Source organism: Burkholderia sp. MSMB1498 (assembly GCF_001526245.1).
Lineage (GTDB): Bacteria > Pseudomonadota > Gammaproteobacteria > Burkholderiales > Burkholderiaceae > Burkholderia > Burkholderia savannae.
In genome coordinates, this window is record NZ_LOYJ01000067.1 from 127,703 (window position 1) to 142,271 (window position 14,569).

Annotated in this window: 11 protein-coding genes; 10 read left to right on the forward strand and 1 reads right to left on the reverse strand. The window is 69.6% G+C overall.

Annotation, left to right across the window (positions count from 1 at the left end; genetic code table 11):
• Nucleotides 1-48 precede the first annotated feature (48 nt).
• From WS91_RS14355 to WS91_RS14395, 7 genes are all read left to right on the forward strand, one after another.
• Nucleotides 49-600, forward strand: coding sequence for a GNAT family N-acetyltransferase (locus tag WS91_RS14355; RefSeq protein WP_038743627.1), 552 nt, complete (start codon nucleotides 49-51; stop codon nucleotides 598-600).
• A gap of 78 nt (nucleotides 601-678) precedes the next feature.
• Entirely contained in the window at nucleotides 679-1,626 is a 948-nt protein-coding gene (locus WS91_RS14360) for an ABC transporter substrate-binding protein (protein ID WP_052144977.1), read from the forward strand.
• A 347-nt stretch (nucleotides 1,627-1,973) separates the two neighbouring features.
• On the forward strand, nucleotides 1,974-2,975 hold the full coding sequence (locus WS91_RS14365; RefSeq protein WP_059670459.1) for an LLM class flavin-dependent oxidoreductase: 1,002 nt from the start codon (nucleotides 1,974-1,976) through the stop codon (nucleotides 2,973-2,975).
• Nucleotides 2,976-3,038: 63 nt separating this feature from the next.
• Nucleotides 3,039-4,361, forward strand: a complete 1,323-nt coding sequence (locus tag WS91_RS14370; protein WP_059670460.1) for an LLM class flavin-dependent oxidoreductase — start codon at nucleotides 3,039-3,041, stop codon at nucleotides 4,359-4,361.
• A gap of 112 nt (nucleotides 4,362-4,473) precedes the next feature.
• Nucleotides 4,474-6,678, forward strand: a complete 2,205-nt coding sequence (locus tag WS91_RS37335; RefSeq protein ID WP_231752026.1) for an amino acid ABC transporter permease/ATP-binding protein — start codon at nucleotides 4,474-4,476, stop codon at nucleotides 6,676-6,678.
• Between the two features lie 352 nt (nucleotides 6,679-7,030).
• Nucleotides 7,031-7,969: an ABC transporter substrate-binding protein gene (locus WS91_RS14390; RefSeq protein WP_038743882.1), complete on the forward strand. Its 939-nt coding sequence runs from the start codon at nucleotides 7,031-7,033 to the stop codon at nucleotides 7,967-7,969.
• Between the two features lie 194 nt (nucleotides 7,970-8,163).
• Entirely contained in the window at nucleotides 8,164-8,931 is a 768-nt protein-coding gene (locus WS91_RS14395; protein ID WP_059647595.1) for a YdcF family protein, read from the forward strand.
• A 37-nt stretch (nucleotides 8,932-8,968) separates the two neighbouring features.
• Here WS91_RS14395 and WS91_RS37340 read toward each other — a convergent pair whose 3' ends face one another.
• Nucleotides 8,969-9,388 carry a hypothetical protein gene (locus tag WS91_RS37340; RefSeq protein WP_231752027.1) on the reverse strand — a complete coding sequence of 140 codons (420 nt, stop codon included), beginning with the start codon at nucleotides 9,386-9,388 and terminating at the stop codon, nucleotides 8,969-8,971.
• A 526-nt stretch (nucleotides 9,389-9,914) separates the two neighbouring features.
• Between WS91_RS37340 and fdnG the strand changes: the two genes are divergently transcribed.
• From fdnG to WS91_RS14425, 3 genes are read left to right on the forward strand one after another with little or no spacing between them, the layout of a single operon-like run.
• The gene (gene fdnG / locus WS91_RS14415) at nucleotides 9,915-12,986 is read left to right on the forward strand and encodes a formate dehydrogenase-N subunit alpha (protein WP_082717702.1); all 3,072 of its coding nucleotides are present in this window, start codon (nucleotides 9,915-9,917) and stop codon (nucleotides 12,984-12,986) included.
• Between the two features lie 10 nt (nucleotides 12,987-12,996).
• Nucleotides 12,997-13,911 (forward strand): formate dehydrogenase subunit beta, encoded by a 915-nt coding sequence (fdxH, locus tag WS91_RS14420; protein ID WP_038743641.1) that lies wholly within the window; start codon nucleotides 12,997-12,999, stop codon nucleotides 13,909-13,911.
• The gene (locus WS91_RS14425; RefSeq protein WP_038743643.1) at nucleotides 13,908-14,534 is read left to right on the forward strand and encodes a formate dehydrogenase subunit gamma; all 627 of its coding nucleotides are present in this window, start codon (nucleotides 13,908-13,910) and stop codon (nucleotides 14,532-14,534) included. The genes fdxH and WS91_RS14425 overlap by 4 nt, the downstream gene beginning before the upstream one ends.
• Nucleotides 14,535-14,569 lie beyond the last annotated feature (35 nt).

A 14,569-nucleotide genomic window follows, 5' to 3' on the forward strand; every position in this document is an offset into this window, starting at 1 on the left:
GCCGGCGGCGCCGGCCGCGCGCGACCGTTCGCCTCCGACGACCTCGCCATGACCGACAGCATTATCGACACCGCGCCGCACGACGCGCGCGCGAAGCCACTGATCGACGCGCTGATCGACGAATACGCGGCGCGCTACCGCGCGTATCGGCCCGACAGCCTCGCGTCCGCGGAAGCGGAGCTCGCGCGCTATCCGGCCGAGCTGTTCGCGCCGCCCGAAGGCGCGTTCATCCTGCTGATCCGCGACGGCGAGACGATCGGCGGCGGCGCCTTCAAGCGCTACGACGCGCAGACGGCGGAGCTCAAGCGGATCTGGACGCGCGCCGATCTGCGGCGCCAGGGGCTCGCGCGGCGCGTGGTCCGCGAACTCGAGCTGCGCGCGGCGCGGCAAGGCTATCGGCGCGTCTATCTGACGACGGGCTTCCGGCAGCCGGAGGCATGGGCGCTGTATCTCGACGCCGGTTACGCGGCGCTGTTCGATCGCGACGTCGACCCCGAGATCTACGTGCATCTGCCGTTCGGCAAGGATCTGATCGAGCCGCGCCGCGCCGACACGCTCGGCGACCTGCGCGCGCCCGTGCCGGCCGCGCCGGTCGAATGACGCGATGCGCGGCCCGCGGCTCACACCGGCATGTCGCATCGAAAACGACACCACATTCGCCACCAACAGGAATCGTCGATGACATTGCAATACACGAAGCCATTCGTCCGATCCGCCGCGCGCGCGGTGGCCGCCGCCGTGCTGATCGGCGCGAGCGCGGCGGCGTTCGCCGTCACGTTCGATCTGAGCCCCGGGCAGCCGGGCCGCGTGCGCGGCGCGCGCGACGAGACCGTGATCCGCGCGCTGCCCGCAGCGTTCAAGTTCGCCGAGCCCGACGCGCTGACCATCGGCATCGCGCCGAGCCAGCCGCCCATCAGTTCGTACGCGACCGATGCGCGCACCGTCGTCGGCTTCGACGCCGATCTCGCGCAACTGCTCGCCGACAGCCTCGGCCGCAAGCTGAAGATCGTCGCGCTCGCGTGGGCCGACTGGCCGCTCGCGCTCGAATCGGGCCGCGTCGACGCGGTGCTGTCGAACGTGACCGTGACCGAGGAGCGCAAGGCGAAGTTCGATTTCTCGACGTATCGCAAGGATCAGGTCGGCTTCTACGTGAAGTCCGACAGCAAGATCGCGTCGATCAAGGAGCCGAAGGACGTCGCGGGCCTGCGCGTGATCACCGACGCCGGCACCAACCAGGAAAAGATCCTGCTCGAATGGGATCGCGAGAACGTCGCGCACGGGCTCAAGCCCGTCACGGTCCAGTATTACGACGATCACGCGGTGAAGAACGTCGCGCTGCAGGCGGGCCGCGCGGACGCGATCTTCAGCGTGAACTCGGTGCTCGCGTACCAGGCCGCGCAGCAGCACCGGACGAAGCTCGTCGGCGCCGTGAGCGGCGGCTGGCCGCGCACGGCGGACATCGCGGTCACGACGCGCAGGGGCAGCGGCCTCGCCGAGCCGTTCACGATCGCGATCAACGATTTCATCAGGAACGGCGCGTACCGCCGCGTGCTCGACCGCTGGAGTCTCGGTTCCGAGGCGATCGACGCGTCTCGGACGAATCCGCCGGGCTTGCCGAAGACGTGATGCGCGATGCCTGCGCGACGGCCGTTCGCGAAGCTCGACGAACACGCGCGACGCCAGCGACACGCGCGACGCCGGCGCGACGCGAACAGAACGGCCTCCGCCACGCGAAGCCGCTTCATCGTGTCGCGCCGTGGCGTTGATTGACGAAGTCGCGCGGTGAAGCCGTCCGGCAAGGCGGTTCGGCGCAGCCGCCCATGCGAAATCCGGCGCAGCCGTCCATGCGAAACCGTTCGGCGAAGCCGTCCGATCGCGCGGGCGCGCCGGGCCGCAGAGCCGGACGCTTGCATCGCGTCACCGCATCGTCCGTTTTCCCGATTCATTTCCCGTAGCCAGCATTCGCACCCGCCATGTCTTATTCGTTATCGCTGCTGGACAAGAGCCCGATCGCCGAAGGCGCGACGGCGGCCGACGCGCTGCGTTTCACGGTCGCGCTCGCGCAGCGCGCCGAGGCGCTCGGCTATCGGCGCATCTGGATCGCCGAGCACCACGGCGCGCCGGGGCTCGCGAGCTCCGCGCCCGAGATCGTCGTGTCGCACGTGCTCGCGCACACGTCGCGCATTCGCGTCGGCTCCGGCGGCGTGATGCTTCAGCACTACAGCCCGTTCAAGGTTGCCGAGACGTTCAAGCTGCTCGCGTCGCTCGCGCCGGGGCGCGTCGATCTCGGCGTCGGCAAGGCGCCGGGCGGTTTGCCGCTGACGACGCGCGCGCTGCAGTCGCTGCACGACAAGCCGCACAAGCCCGCGTTCGCCGATCAGCTCGCCGAGCTCGACGCGTTCCTGCGCTGGGGCGTCGCCGAGGATCATCCGCTGGCCGGCGCGGTCGCGCTGCCGGTGCCGCCCGTGGCGCCCGAGCGCGTGCTGCTCGGCGGCTCGCCCGAGAGCGCCGCGCTCGCCGCGCGGCTCGGCTGGCAGTTCTGCTACGCCGGGCACTTCAACGGCGACGAGGCCAACGTCGAGCGTTCGCTCGACGCGTACCGCAGCGCGAGCGGGCGCGCGCCGCTCCTCGCGCTGTACGCGGTCGCGGCGCCGACGAAGGGCGAGGCGGAGCGGCTCATCGGCGCGCTGCGGATCTTCAAGCTGAAGCTCGCGGGCGGCCAGAGCGTCAATCTCGGCAGCGCGCAGGCGGCGGCCGAGTTCGCGCGCCAGAGCGGCGCGACCGATTACCGGATCGACGAGCTGCGTCCGCACGTGATCGCGGGCGCGCCGCACGACGTGCACCGCGAGCTCGACGCGCTCGCGCGCCGCTACGGCGTCGGCGAGTTCGTCGTCGATTCGCCGGTCACGCACTATCCGGCGCGGCTCGCGTCCGTCGAGCTGCTCGCGCGCGACCGCCAGTCCGCGCGGACCTGAGCATTCGAGCGGCGCGCCGCGGCTGCGCGCCTTTGTGCGATTCCAACGACACCGATCCTCGCCATGACCCAGTCCTCGATTCCCTTCGGCATCATGCTGCAAGGCGCCGGCAGCCACATGAACGCGTGGCGGCATCCGAGCAATCCGCCCGACGCGAGCGTCAATCTCGATTTCATGCTGCGCGTCGCGCGCAAGGCGGAGGCGAACGGCATCGCGTTCGCGTTCGTGGCCGACGGCCTCTACATCAACGAGAAGTCGATCCCGCATTTCCTGAACCGCTTCGAGCCGATCTCGCTCTTGTCCGCGCTCGCGGCCGCGACGTCGAAGATCGGCCTCGCGGGCACCGTGTCGACGTCGTACAGCGAGCCGTTTACGGTCGCGCGGCAGTTCGCGTCGCTCGATCTGCTGAGCGGCGGCCGCGCCGGCTGGAACGTCGTGACGACGCCGCTCGAAGGCACCGCGAAGAACTACGGCACGAAGCATCCGGAGCACGAGCTGCGCTACGAGATCGCCGACGAATACCTGAGCGTCGCGCAGGGCCTGTGGGACAGCTGGGACGACGACGCGTTCGTGCGCGACCGCGCGAGCGGCCGCTTCTTCGACCGGGACAAGCTGCACGCGCTCGATCACGCGGGCCGGTTCTTCCAGGTCGCCGGGCCGCTGAACATCCAGCGCTCGCCGCAGGGGCAGCCGGTGATCTTTCAGGCGGGCTCGTCGGACGCGGGGATCGCGCTCGCGGGCAAGTACGCGGACGCGGTGTTCACGCATTCGCCGTCGCTCGACGAGACGCGCGCGTTCACGCAGCGCGTGAAGGACAGCGCGCTCGCGCACGGCCGCCGTGCCGGCGACGTGAAGATCTTCCCCGGCATCGGGCCGATCGTCGGGCGCACGGCGGCCGAAGCGGAGGACAAGTACCGCGCGATCCGCGATCTGCTGACGATCGACGACGCGCTCGCGTACCTCGGCCGCTACTTCGACCATCACGATTTCACGCAGTACCCGCTCGACGCGCCGTTCCCGGCGCTCGGCGACATCGGCCGCAACAGCTTTCGCTCGACGACCGATCGCATCAAGGCCGACGCGCGCGCGAAGGGGCTCACGCTGCGCGAGACGGCGCTTGCCGTCGCGACGCCGCGTCCGCAGTTCATCGGCGCGGCGCAAGACGTCGCCGACGCGCTGATCCGCTGGATCGACGCGGGCGCGGCCGACGGCTTCATCCTCGGCTTCGCGGTGCAGGCGCAGGGGCTCGACGATTTCGTCGAGTTCGTGATTCCGGCGCTCGAGGCGCGCGGCCGCTACCGGCGCACGCTCGCCGGCAGCACGCTGCGCGATCACCTTGGCCTGCCGCGCAAGGAAAGCCGCCACGCGGCGGCGGAAGTCGCATGACGGCGGCTGTGCGGCGCGCCGACGCGAGCCGCGCGCGTTTCTCGCCGCGTGCGCGCGGCGCCGCGCCGGGCATCCGCGCGGCACGCCATCGATTCAGCAAGGAACCACGACCATGAGCGACATCACTCACGCCGTCGGCGGCGCGCTGCCGACGCCAGGCATCCCTGCGGCGCGCGGCGCCGCGCCGCGTTTCCGGATCGTGCCGGCCCGCTATCGCGCGCGCACGGCGGGCACCGTGCTCGCCGTCGTGCTGATTGCGCTCATGCTGAATTCGGTGCTCGGCAATCCGCAATGGGGCTGGCCGGTTTTCGCCGAATGGTTCCTGTCCGAGCCGGTGCTGTCGGGGCTTGCGCGCACGCTGCTGCTGACCGCCCTCGGCGCGCTGTTCGGCTTCGCGCTCGGCGTGCCGCTCGCGCTCGCACGCGTGTCGCGCTCGCCGCTTCTCGCCGCGTGCGCGTGGGCGTTCATCTGGCTGTTCCGCTCGATTCCGCTCATCGTGCTGCTGCTGATCCTCAACAATCTCGGCTATCTGTACGACCACGTGCGGTTCGGCGTGCCGTTCACCGGAATCACGTTCGCGGACGTCGCGACCACCGACCTGATCAGCCCGTTTTGCGCGGCGGTGCTCGGCCTGACGCTCAATCACGCGGCGTTCGCGGCCGAGGGGATTCGCGGCGGCATCCTGTCGGTCGATCAGGGCCAGCTCGAGGCGGCCGCCGCGCTCGGCCTGCCGCGCGCGCGGCAGGCGACGCGCATCGTGCTGCCGCAGGCGATGCGCGCGTTCCTGCCCGTCGCGTTCAACGATCTGATCTCGCTCGCGAAGGGCACGTCGATGGTGTACGTGCTCGCGATGCCGGAACTTTTCTACACGGTGCAGGTGATCTATCGGCGCAACCTCGACGTGATTCCGCTGCTGATGGTCGCGACGGTCTGGTATCTGATCATCCTGACCGTGTTGTCGATCGTGCAGGTGCAGGTCGAGCGTCGCTATGCGCGCGGCGCCGTGCGCAATCCGGGGCGCTCGCCGCTGGCGGCGTTCGTCGCGAAGCTGGCGGATGCGCGGTGGCGGTGGCGCGGGCGCGCGGCGGACGCGGCGGCGGCGGCAGCGGCAACGGACGGTGTGGACAGCGCGGACAGCGCGGACGGCGCGGACGGCGCGGACGGCGCGGGCGCGGCGAGAGGCGCGAGATCGGCGAAATGGGCGAAATGGGCGAGGCGCGGCGCGGAGAACGGCGCGCACTCGGCCGGCGACGCGTCGGCTTTCGGCGCGGGATTCGCGCACGGCGAAAAGGCGTCGGCCGGATCGGCGGGCGGGGCGAGGGCGGCGGCGCTCGGCGCGTCGGGCGTTTCGGAAGTTTCCGCTACGTTCGGCGGGGGGGGATCGTCCGAGTCCGCTGCTTGGCCGGCTACGAAAGCGCCGAATGCTTCAAATGTTCCGGACGCCCCGGACGCGTCGACGCTTGCCGCGCCGAACGCCTCGGCTTCGCCCGCCGCATCGCCTGCACGCGCCGAGGCAAGCTCGCCGGCCGCCGCGCGCGCCTGGGCGAGCGGGCGGCGCGGCGGCGAGGTCGCCGTCCATCGCGTATCGAAGAGCTTCGGCCAGCACAAGGTGCTCGACGACGTGTCGTTCGTCGCGCCGGCGGGCAGCGTCACCGTGATCCTCGGCCAGTCCGGTTCCGGCAAATCGACGCTGCTGCGCACGATCAACCACCTGGAGCGCGTCGACGGCGGCTTCATCGACATCGACGGCGAGCTGATCGGCTATCGCCGCGACGGCGACACGCTGTACGAGCTGAAGGAGAAGGACGTGCTGCGCCGGCGCGTCGACGTCGGCATGGTGTTTCAGAACTTCAATCTGTTCCCGCACCTCACCGTGCTCGAGAACGTCGTCGAGGCGCCCGTCGCGTCGGGGCGCGCGACGCGCGCCGAAGCCGAGCGCGTCGCGCGCGAGCTGCTCGCGCGCGTCGGCCTCGCGGCGAAGGCCGACGCGTATCCGCGCCGGCTGTCGGGCGGCCAGCAGCAGCGCGTCGCGATCGCGCGGGCGCTCGCGCTGCGGCCGAAGGTGCTGCTGTTCGACGAGCCGACGTCCGCGCTCGATCCGGAGCTCGTCAACGAAGTGCTCGACGTGATCAAGGAGCTCGCGCGCTCGGGGACGACGCTCGTCATCGTCACGCACGAGATCGGCTTCGCGCGCGAGGTCGCGGACACGGTCCTGTTCATGGAGCGCGGCCGGATCATCGAAGCGGGGCCGCCCGCGCAGGTACTCGGCGCGCCGGCGCATCCGCGCACGCGCGCGTTCCTGTCGAAGGTGCTGTGATGACGGCGCGGCGGCGGGCGGGCGCGGGGCTCGGCAGCGACGGCGATTGCGCAGGCCGTCGTCGTGCCGGCGTTGCGCGAAGCGACGCCGGTGCTCCACGCCGCGTGACGCGGCGCGGCGATGCGGATCGCGGCGGCGATGGCGTTGCGGGCGGCGTTGAAGGCAGCGTTGCGGGCGGCGGCCGGCCGACCGGGCTCGCGGCGCGGTCTGCGGCGGCCGAGAATGCGGGGCCGCGTCGCGCCGAGGTCGGCGGCCGCGGTCGCGGCGACGTCGCCAAGCGCGGCCGCATCGCGTGGCCGAGCGCGCGCGCGTCGTGCCGCGCTGAGCCGAACGCATCGCAGGCGCGGGCGCGATGATCGACCGACGCACGTTCATCGGCGGCGCGGCGACGCTCGCGGCCGCCTTCGCCGCGGCGCCGTTCGGCGCGCGCGCGGCCGGCATCGCGGTCGATCTCGATCCGCGCCAGGCGGGCCGCGTGCGCACGGCGCGCGATCCGGCGGCGGCCGACGCGGCGCGACGCTACCGCTGGGTCGCCGACGGCGCGTTCACCGTCGCGATCGCGCCGCACGCGCCGCCCGTCGCGACATTTGCGACCGACGCGCGCACGGTCGTCGGCGCGGACCCGGACTACGCGCAACTGATCGCCGACGCGCTCGGCCGGCGGCTCGCGCTTCTGCCCGTCGCGTGGGCCGACTGGCCGCTCGGGCTGAGCGCCGGCAAGTACGATGCGGTGATTTCGAACGTCGGCGTCACCGAGAAGCGCAAGGAGAAGTTCGATTTCACGACCTACCGGCTCGGCCTGCACGGCTTCTATGTGAGGGCCGCGAGCCCGATCGCGCGGATCGCCGAGCCGAAGGACGTCGCGGGATTGCGGATCATCACCGGATCGGGGACGAGCCAGGAGCGCATCCTGCTCGAATGGAACCGGCGCAACGTCGCGCGGGGGCTCCGGCCGGCCGACGTGCTGTACTTCGACGACGACGGCGCGTCGCGCGTCGCGCTGCTGTCCGGGCGCGCGGACGCCGAGCTGAATCCGAACGCGACGCTCGCGTACCAGGCGGCGCGCGACGGCAAGATCCGCTGCGTCGGCAACGTGAACGCGGGCTGGCCGGTCAAGGCGGACGTCGCGATCGCGACGCGCAAGGGCAGCGGCCTCGCCGACGCGCTCACGCTCGCGACCAACGATCTGATCCGCAGCGGCAAGTACCGGCAGGCGCTCGCGCGATGGGGGCTGCTGTCGGAGGCGGTCGACGAGTCGGAAACGAATCCGCCGGGGTTGCCGTCGTTTTGAGCGCGCGCGGCGCGTGCGGCGCTGGCTTCGTGGGTTCGCCCGTCGCATAATCGTGACCCTCTTCGTCGCTCGAGCGCCGCCATGCCCCGCTTCTCCCGATCAACGATTCGCCCGGCAGCCCGGCCCGCCGCGCCTCGCCGCCCGCGCCCGTGGCCACGCTCGCCCGTTGCCGCCTTCGCCCCGGCGGCCGTCGCATGACGCTCGCGCTGCTGACGGCCGTCGCCGCCGCCGCCGCGCTGTTGCGGCTCGCGAAGCGTCGCCGTGCGAGCCGGGCGCTGTTCGCCGCGTCCGTCGCCGCGTTCTTCGCGATCGGCTGCGGCCCCGCGCCCGCGTGGTTGCTGCGCCACCTGCAAGCGCCGTACGCGGCGCGCCCGGCGATCGAATGGGGCGAGCGCAACGCGATCGTGATGCTCGGCCTCGGCACCGAGAAGATCGCCGCGACGGGCGCGGTCGAGCCCGGCACGTTTTCGTATTCGCGGGTGGTCGAGGCGGCGAGCCTTTATCGCGGCTGCCGCAAGGCGCGCGCGGGCGCCGATTGCAAGGTCGTCGTGAGCGGCGGCGACGCGCGCGGCAACGGCGTGCCGGAGGCGAGCGTCTATCGCGACGCGCTGATCGGGCTCGGCATCGATGCCGCCGACGTGCTGGCCGAGCCGCGCAGCATGAACACGTGGCAGAACGCGCAATTCACGCGCGCCGTGCTGGCCGGCTATCGCGCGGACCGCGTGCTGCTCGTGACGTCGGGCGTCCACTTGCGGCGCAGCGCGCTGTATTTCGCGCACTTCGGCGTGGCCGCGATTGGCGTGCGCGCCGAGTACCTGCAAGCGGTGTCGTTCCCGTTGCCGCTCGCCTACAACTTCTCGCTCGCCGATCTCGCGCTGCACGAATATCTCGGCATCGCGCGCTACCGGCTCTACGACGCGCTCGGCTGGAACCCCGCGAGAACGCAGCCGGGCGACGCGTGATGCGCCGCCCGTTCGCGCGCCGCCGCGACGCGGCGCTTCACTTCGGATAGGCGGGCGTGAACGTCAGCTTGATCGAGTCGATCAGCATGTCGTTGTCGCGCTGATCGGCCGTTTCGCGCCACACGTGCGTTTCTCCCGCATGCGTCGCGTTCCGGTGGTCGACGGGCTCGACGACGGTCGCCGCGCCCGGCACGCGGTCGTTTCTCGGCACGACGCCGCCGCGCGCCTCGCAATACTCGGGCACCGCGATCGCGATGTCCGAGCCCGACGGCCGCGTGACGCTCGTCGCGACGGTTTGCGACGTGCAGCGGCGGTCGGTCCTCGAGGTCGGGCCGACGTCGGCCGTCGACGACCAGCCGTGGTTGTTGGCCCGGTTGTCCGGGTCGTAGCCGATGAAGTTCGGAGCGTAGCCGGCGTAGCCCGCGCCCTGTCCGGCGACGTTTCCCCAGACGCGCACCTGTGTCGCGCCGCCCTGGGGGATGTTGTTGACGAAATTGACGCGACCGTCAATATTTCGTGGCGGATGCCGTAAACGTGCCGGAGTGGCGTGCCGAGAGGGCGCTCGCCGTGCCGGCCGAAGGCCGTAACCGGTAGCCAGGCATTCCGGCATTTCGGCAAGCCCGAGAAATCCGGCCGCGACGATCTCCCGGCACGCGGGCGCGCCGCTCGCGGCACGGCCCACGGCGCCGGCTCGAGCGGCGCGGCCGCTGTGCCGGTGCGCGCGATCCCCGCGTGACACGCCGCGGTTTCGCGTGATCTGATAACCTTGCGCCGTGTAAGAAATGGTTTTCCCTTATTGGTGACGGTTCCGCTATCCGATTCTGTCACGTTGTCATATAAAGGAAAGACGATAGATAGACAGTGCGGTCCGTCGCCGCCGCGCCGCGCGCCCGCGCCGCCCGCAATCACGCATTCGTAACCCCAGCAACGCAACGACGTCCAATCAAACCGTTCCCCTTCAATACAACCAGCCCGAGACCACCATGCTCCAACTGTCCCGGCGCCAGTTCCTGAAGCTGTCCGCGACGACGCTCGCCGGCTCGAGTCTAGCCCTGATGGGCTTCTCACCGGCCGAAGCGCTCGCCGAGGTCCGCCAATACAAGCTGGCGCGCACTGTCGAAACCCGCAACACCTGCCCCTACTGCTCGGTCGGTTGCGGGATACTGATGTACAGCCTCGGCGACGGCGCGAAAAACGCCACGTCGAGCATCATCCACATCGAGGGCGATCCCGACCATCCGGTCAACCGCGGCACGCTGTGCCCGAAGGGCGCGAGCCTCATCGACTTCATCCATAGCCCGAGTCGCCTCACGCAGCCCGAGTATCGCGCGGCCGGCTCCGACAAGTGGGCGCCGATCTCGTGGAGCGACGCGCTCGACCGGATCGCGAAGCTGATGAAGGCGGACCGCGACGCGAACTTCGTCGAGACGACGGACGACGGCATGAAGGTCAACCGCTGGCTCACGACGGGCATGCTGGCCGCTTCGGCGGGCAGCAACGAAGTCGGCTATCTGACGCACAAGACCGTGCGCAGCATGGGGATGCTCGCGTTCGACAACCAGGCTCGTGTCTGACATGGCCCGACGGTGGCAGGTCTTGCCCCGACGTTTGGCCGTGGCGCGATGACGAACCATTGGGTCGACATCAAGAACGCGGACGTGATTCTCGTGATGGGCGGCAACGCCGCCGAGGCGCACCCTTGCGGATTCAAATGGGTCACGGAAGCGAAGGCGCATCGCAACGCGCGCCTCGTCGTCGTCGATCCGCGCTTCACGCGCACCGCATCGGTCGCCGACTATTACGCGCCGATTCGAACCGGCACGGACATCGCATTCCTCGGCGGGATCATCAACTACCTGCTGACGAACGACAAGATCCAGCACGAGTACGTCAAGCACTACACGGATTTCTCGTTCATCGTTCGCGAGGACTTCGCGTTCGACGACGGCATCTATTCCGGCTACGACGCGGACAAGCACGCGTACCCGGACAAGTCGACGTGGGACTACGAGCGCGGCGACGACGGCTTCGTGAAGGTCGACGACACGCTTGCGCACCCGCGCTGCGTCTACAACCTGCTCAAGCAGCACTACTCGCGCTACACGCCGGAGATGGTCGAGAAGATCTGCGGCACGCCGAAGGACAAGTTCCTCAAGGTGTGCGAGATGCTCGCGACGACGGCCGTGCCCGGCCGCGCCGGCACGATCCTGTACGCGCTCGGCTGGACGCATCACTCGGTCGGCGCGCAGATGATCCGCACGGGCGCGATGGTGCAGCTGCTGCTCGGCAACATCGGCATCGCGGGCGGCGGCATGAACGCGCTGCGCGGCCACTCGAACATCCAGGGGCTCACCGACCTCGGGCTGATGTCGAACCTGCTGCCGGGCTACATGACGCTGCCGATGCAGGCCGAGCAGGATTTCGACGCGTACATCCAGAAGCGCGCGCAGCAGCCGCTGCGGCCTAACCAGCTGAGCTACTGGAAGAACTACCGCGCGTTCCACGTGAGCTTCATGAAAGCCTGGTGGGGCGATGCGGTCGGCGCCGAGAACAACTGGGGCTACGACTATCTGCCGAAGCTCGACAAGCAGTACGACCTGCTGCAGACGATCGAGCTGATGCACGCGGGCAAGATGAACGGCTATATCTGCCAGGGCTTCAATCCGCTCGCGGCGGCGCCGTCGAAGCGCAAGACCTCCGAGGCGCTCGCGAAGCTCAAGTGGCTCGTGATCATGGACCCGCTCGCGACCGAGACGTCCGAGTTCTGGAAGAACCACGGCGATTTCAACGACGTCGATTCGTCGACGATCCAGACCGAGGTGTTCCGGCTGCCGACGTCGTGCTTCGCGGAAGAGCGCGGCTCGCTCGTCAACTCCGGCCGCGTGCTGCAATGGCACTGGCAGGGCGCGGAGCCGCCGGGCCAGGCGAAGAGCGACCTCGAGATCATGTCGGGGATCTTCCTGCGGATGCGCGACATGTACAGGAAGGACGGCGGCAAGTACCCCGATCCGATCGTCAATCTGAGCTGGCCGTACGCGAACCCGGAAAGCCCGACGCCCGAAGAGCTCGCGATGGAGTTCAACGGCCGCGCGCTGGCGGACCTGCCCGATCCGAAGGACGCGTCGAAGACGCTCGTGAAGAAGGGCGAGCAACTCGCCGGCTTCGCGCAGCTGAAGGACGACGGCACGACGTCGAGCGGCTGCTGGATCTTCTGCGGCGCGTGGACGCAAGCGGGCAACCAGATGGCGCGGCGCGACAACGCCGATCCGACGGGCATCGGCCAGACGCTCGGCTGGGCGTGGGCGTGGCCCGCGAACCGGCGGATTCTGTACAACCGCGCGTCGTGCGACGTGAGCGGCAAGCCGTTCGACCCGACGCGCAAGCTGATCGGCTGGAACGGCCGTGCGTGGACGGGCCCGGACATTCCCGACTACAAGGCCGACGAGCCGCCCGAAACCGGCATGGGGCCGTTCATCATGAACCCGGAAGGCGTCGCACGCTTCTTCGCGCGCGCCGGGATGAACGAAGGTCCGTTCCCCGAGCACTACGAGCCGTTCGAGACGCCGCTCGCCGCGAACCCGCTGCATCCGAACAACCCGCGGGCGCTGAACAACCCGGCCGCCCGCGTGTTCCCGGACGATCGGGCGGCGTTCGGCAAGGTCGACACGTTCCCGCACGTCGCGACGACGTATCGCCTGACCGAGCACTTCCATTACTGGACGAAGCATGCGCGGCTGAACGCGATCATCCAGCCCGAGCAGTTCGTCGAGATCGGCGAGGATCTCGCGAAGGAGATCGGCGTCGCGCACGGCGAGCGCGTGAAGGTGTCGTCGAACCGCGGGCACATCGTCGCGGTCGCGCTCGTCACGAAGCGGATCAAGCCGCTGACGGTCGACGGCCGCAAGGTGCAGACGGTCGGCATTCCGTTGCATTGGGGCTTCAAGGGGTTGACGAAGCCCGGCTATCTCGCGAACACCCTGACTCCGTCCGTCGGCGACGGCAACTCGTACACACCGGAATTCAAGTCGTTCCTGGTGAAGGTCGAAAAGGCGTAAGGGGAAAGAGATGGCATTGCAATCGCTCGATATCAAGCGCGTCTCGGCCACCACGACGCCGCCGCCCACCGCGCGCGAGCCGGTGACGGGCAGCGTCGCGAAGCTGATCGACGTGTCGAAGTGCATCGGCTGCAAGGCGTGTCAGACGGCTTGCATGGAATGGAACGACCTGCGCGACGAAGTCGGCACGAACGTGGGCGTCTACGACAACCCGGCCGATCTGTCGGAGCACTCGTGGACGGTGATGCGTTTCTCCGAATACGAGAACCCGGCGGGCGACCTCGAGTGGCTGATCCGCAAGGACGGCTGCATGCACTGCGAGGACCCGGGCTGCCTGAAGGCGTGCCCGTCGCCGGGCGCGATCGTTCAGTACAACAACGGGATCGTCGATTTCCACGAGGAGAACTGCATCGGCTGCGGCTATTGCGTGACCGGCTGCCCGTTCAACATCCCGCGGATCTCGAAACAGGACAATCGCGCGTACAAGTGCACGCTGTGCTCGGACCGCGTCGCGGTCGGCCAGGAGCCCGCATGCGTGAAGACCTGCCCGACGGGCGCGATCGTGTTCGGCACGAAGGACGACATGAAGCGGCACGCGGCCGAGCGCGTCGCCGATCTGAAGGGACGCGGCTTCGAGCACGCGGGGCTGTACGATCCGGCGGGCGTCGGCGGCACGCACGTGATGTACGTGCTGCACCACGCGGACAAGCCGTCGCTGTATCACGGCCTGCCCGACAACCCGTCGATCAGCCCGATGGTGAAGCTGTGGAAGGGCATCGCGAAGCCGCTCGCGGTCGCGGGCATCGCGTTGTCCGCGCTCGCCGGCTTCTTCCACTACACGCGCGTCGGCCCGAACGAAGTGACGGACGAAGAGGAAGCCGCCGCCCGCGACGACGCGCGCCGCATCGAGGAGGACGCGAAATGAAGCATGACGACCCCAACCTGATCGTCCGCTACACGGCGAACGAGCGCTCGAACCACTGGATCACCGCGATCTCGTTCGTGCTGCTCGCGCTGTCCGGGCTCGCGCTGTTCCATCCGTCGATGTTCTGGATGACGGCGCTGTTCGGCGGCGGGCAGTGGACGCGGATTCTGCATCCGTTCGCAGGCCTCGTGATGTTCGTGTCGTTCGCGGTGATGGCCGTGCGCTACTGGCATCACAACCTGCTCGACGCGGGCGATCGCCAGTGGCTGCGGCAGATGGACGACGTGCTCGCGAACCGCGAGGAGAAGCTGCCGGAGGTGGGCCGCTATAACGCGGGGCAGAAGCTGCTATTCTTCGCGATGGTGGCGTGCCTCTTGTTGCTGCTCGTTTCCGGGATCGTGATCTGGCGGCGCTATTTCTCGTTCTACTTTCCGATCGGCGTGATTCGCGCGGCGGCCGTCGTGCATGCGGCGGCGGCGTTCGTTCTGATCGTCGGCATCGTCGTGCACGTGTACGCGGCGCTGTGGGTGAAGGGCTCGATCGGCGCGATGGTGCGCGGCACCGTGACCGTCGGCTGGGCGAGAAAGCACCATCCGAAGTGGTTTCGCGAGAGCGTGAAGTAGCGACGCATCGCACGATGCCGGCGCACGGCGCGCAA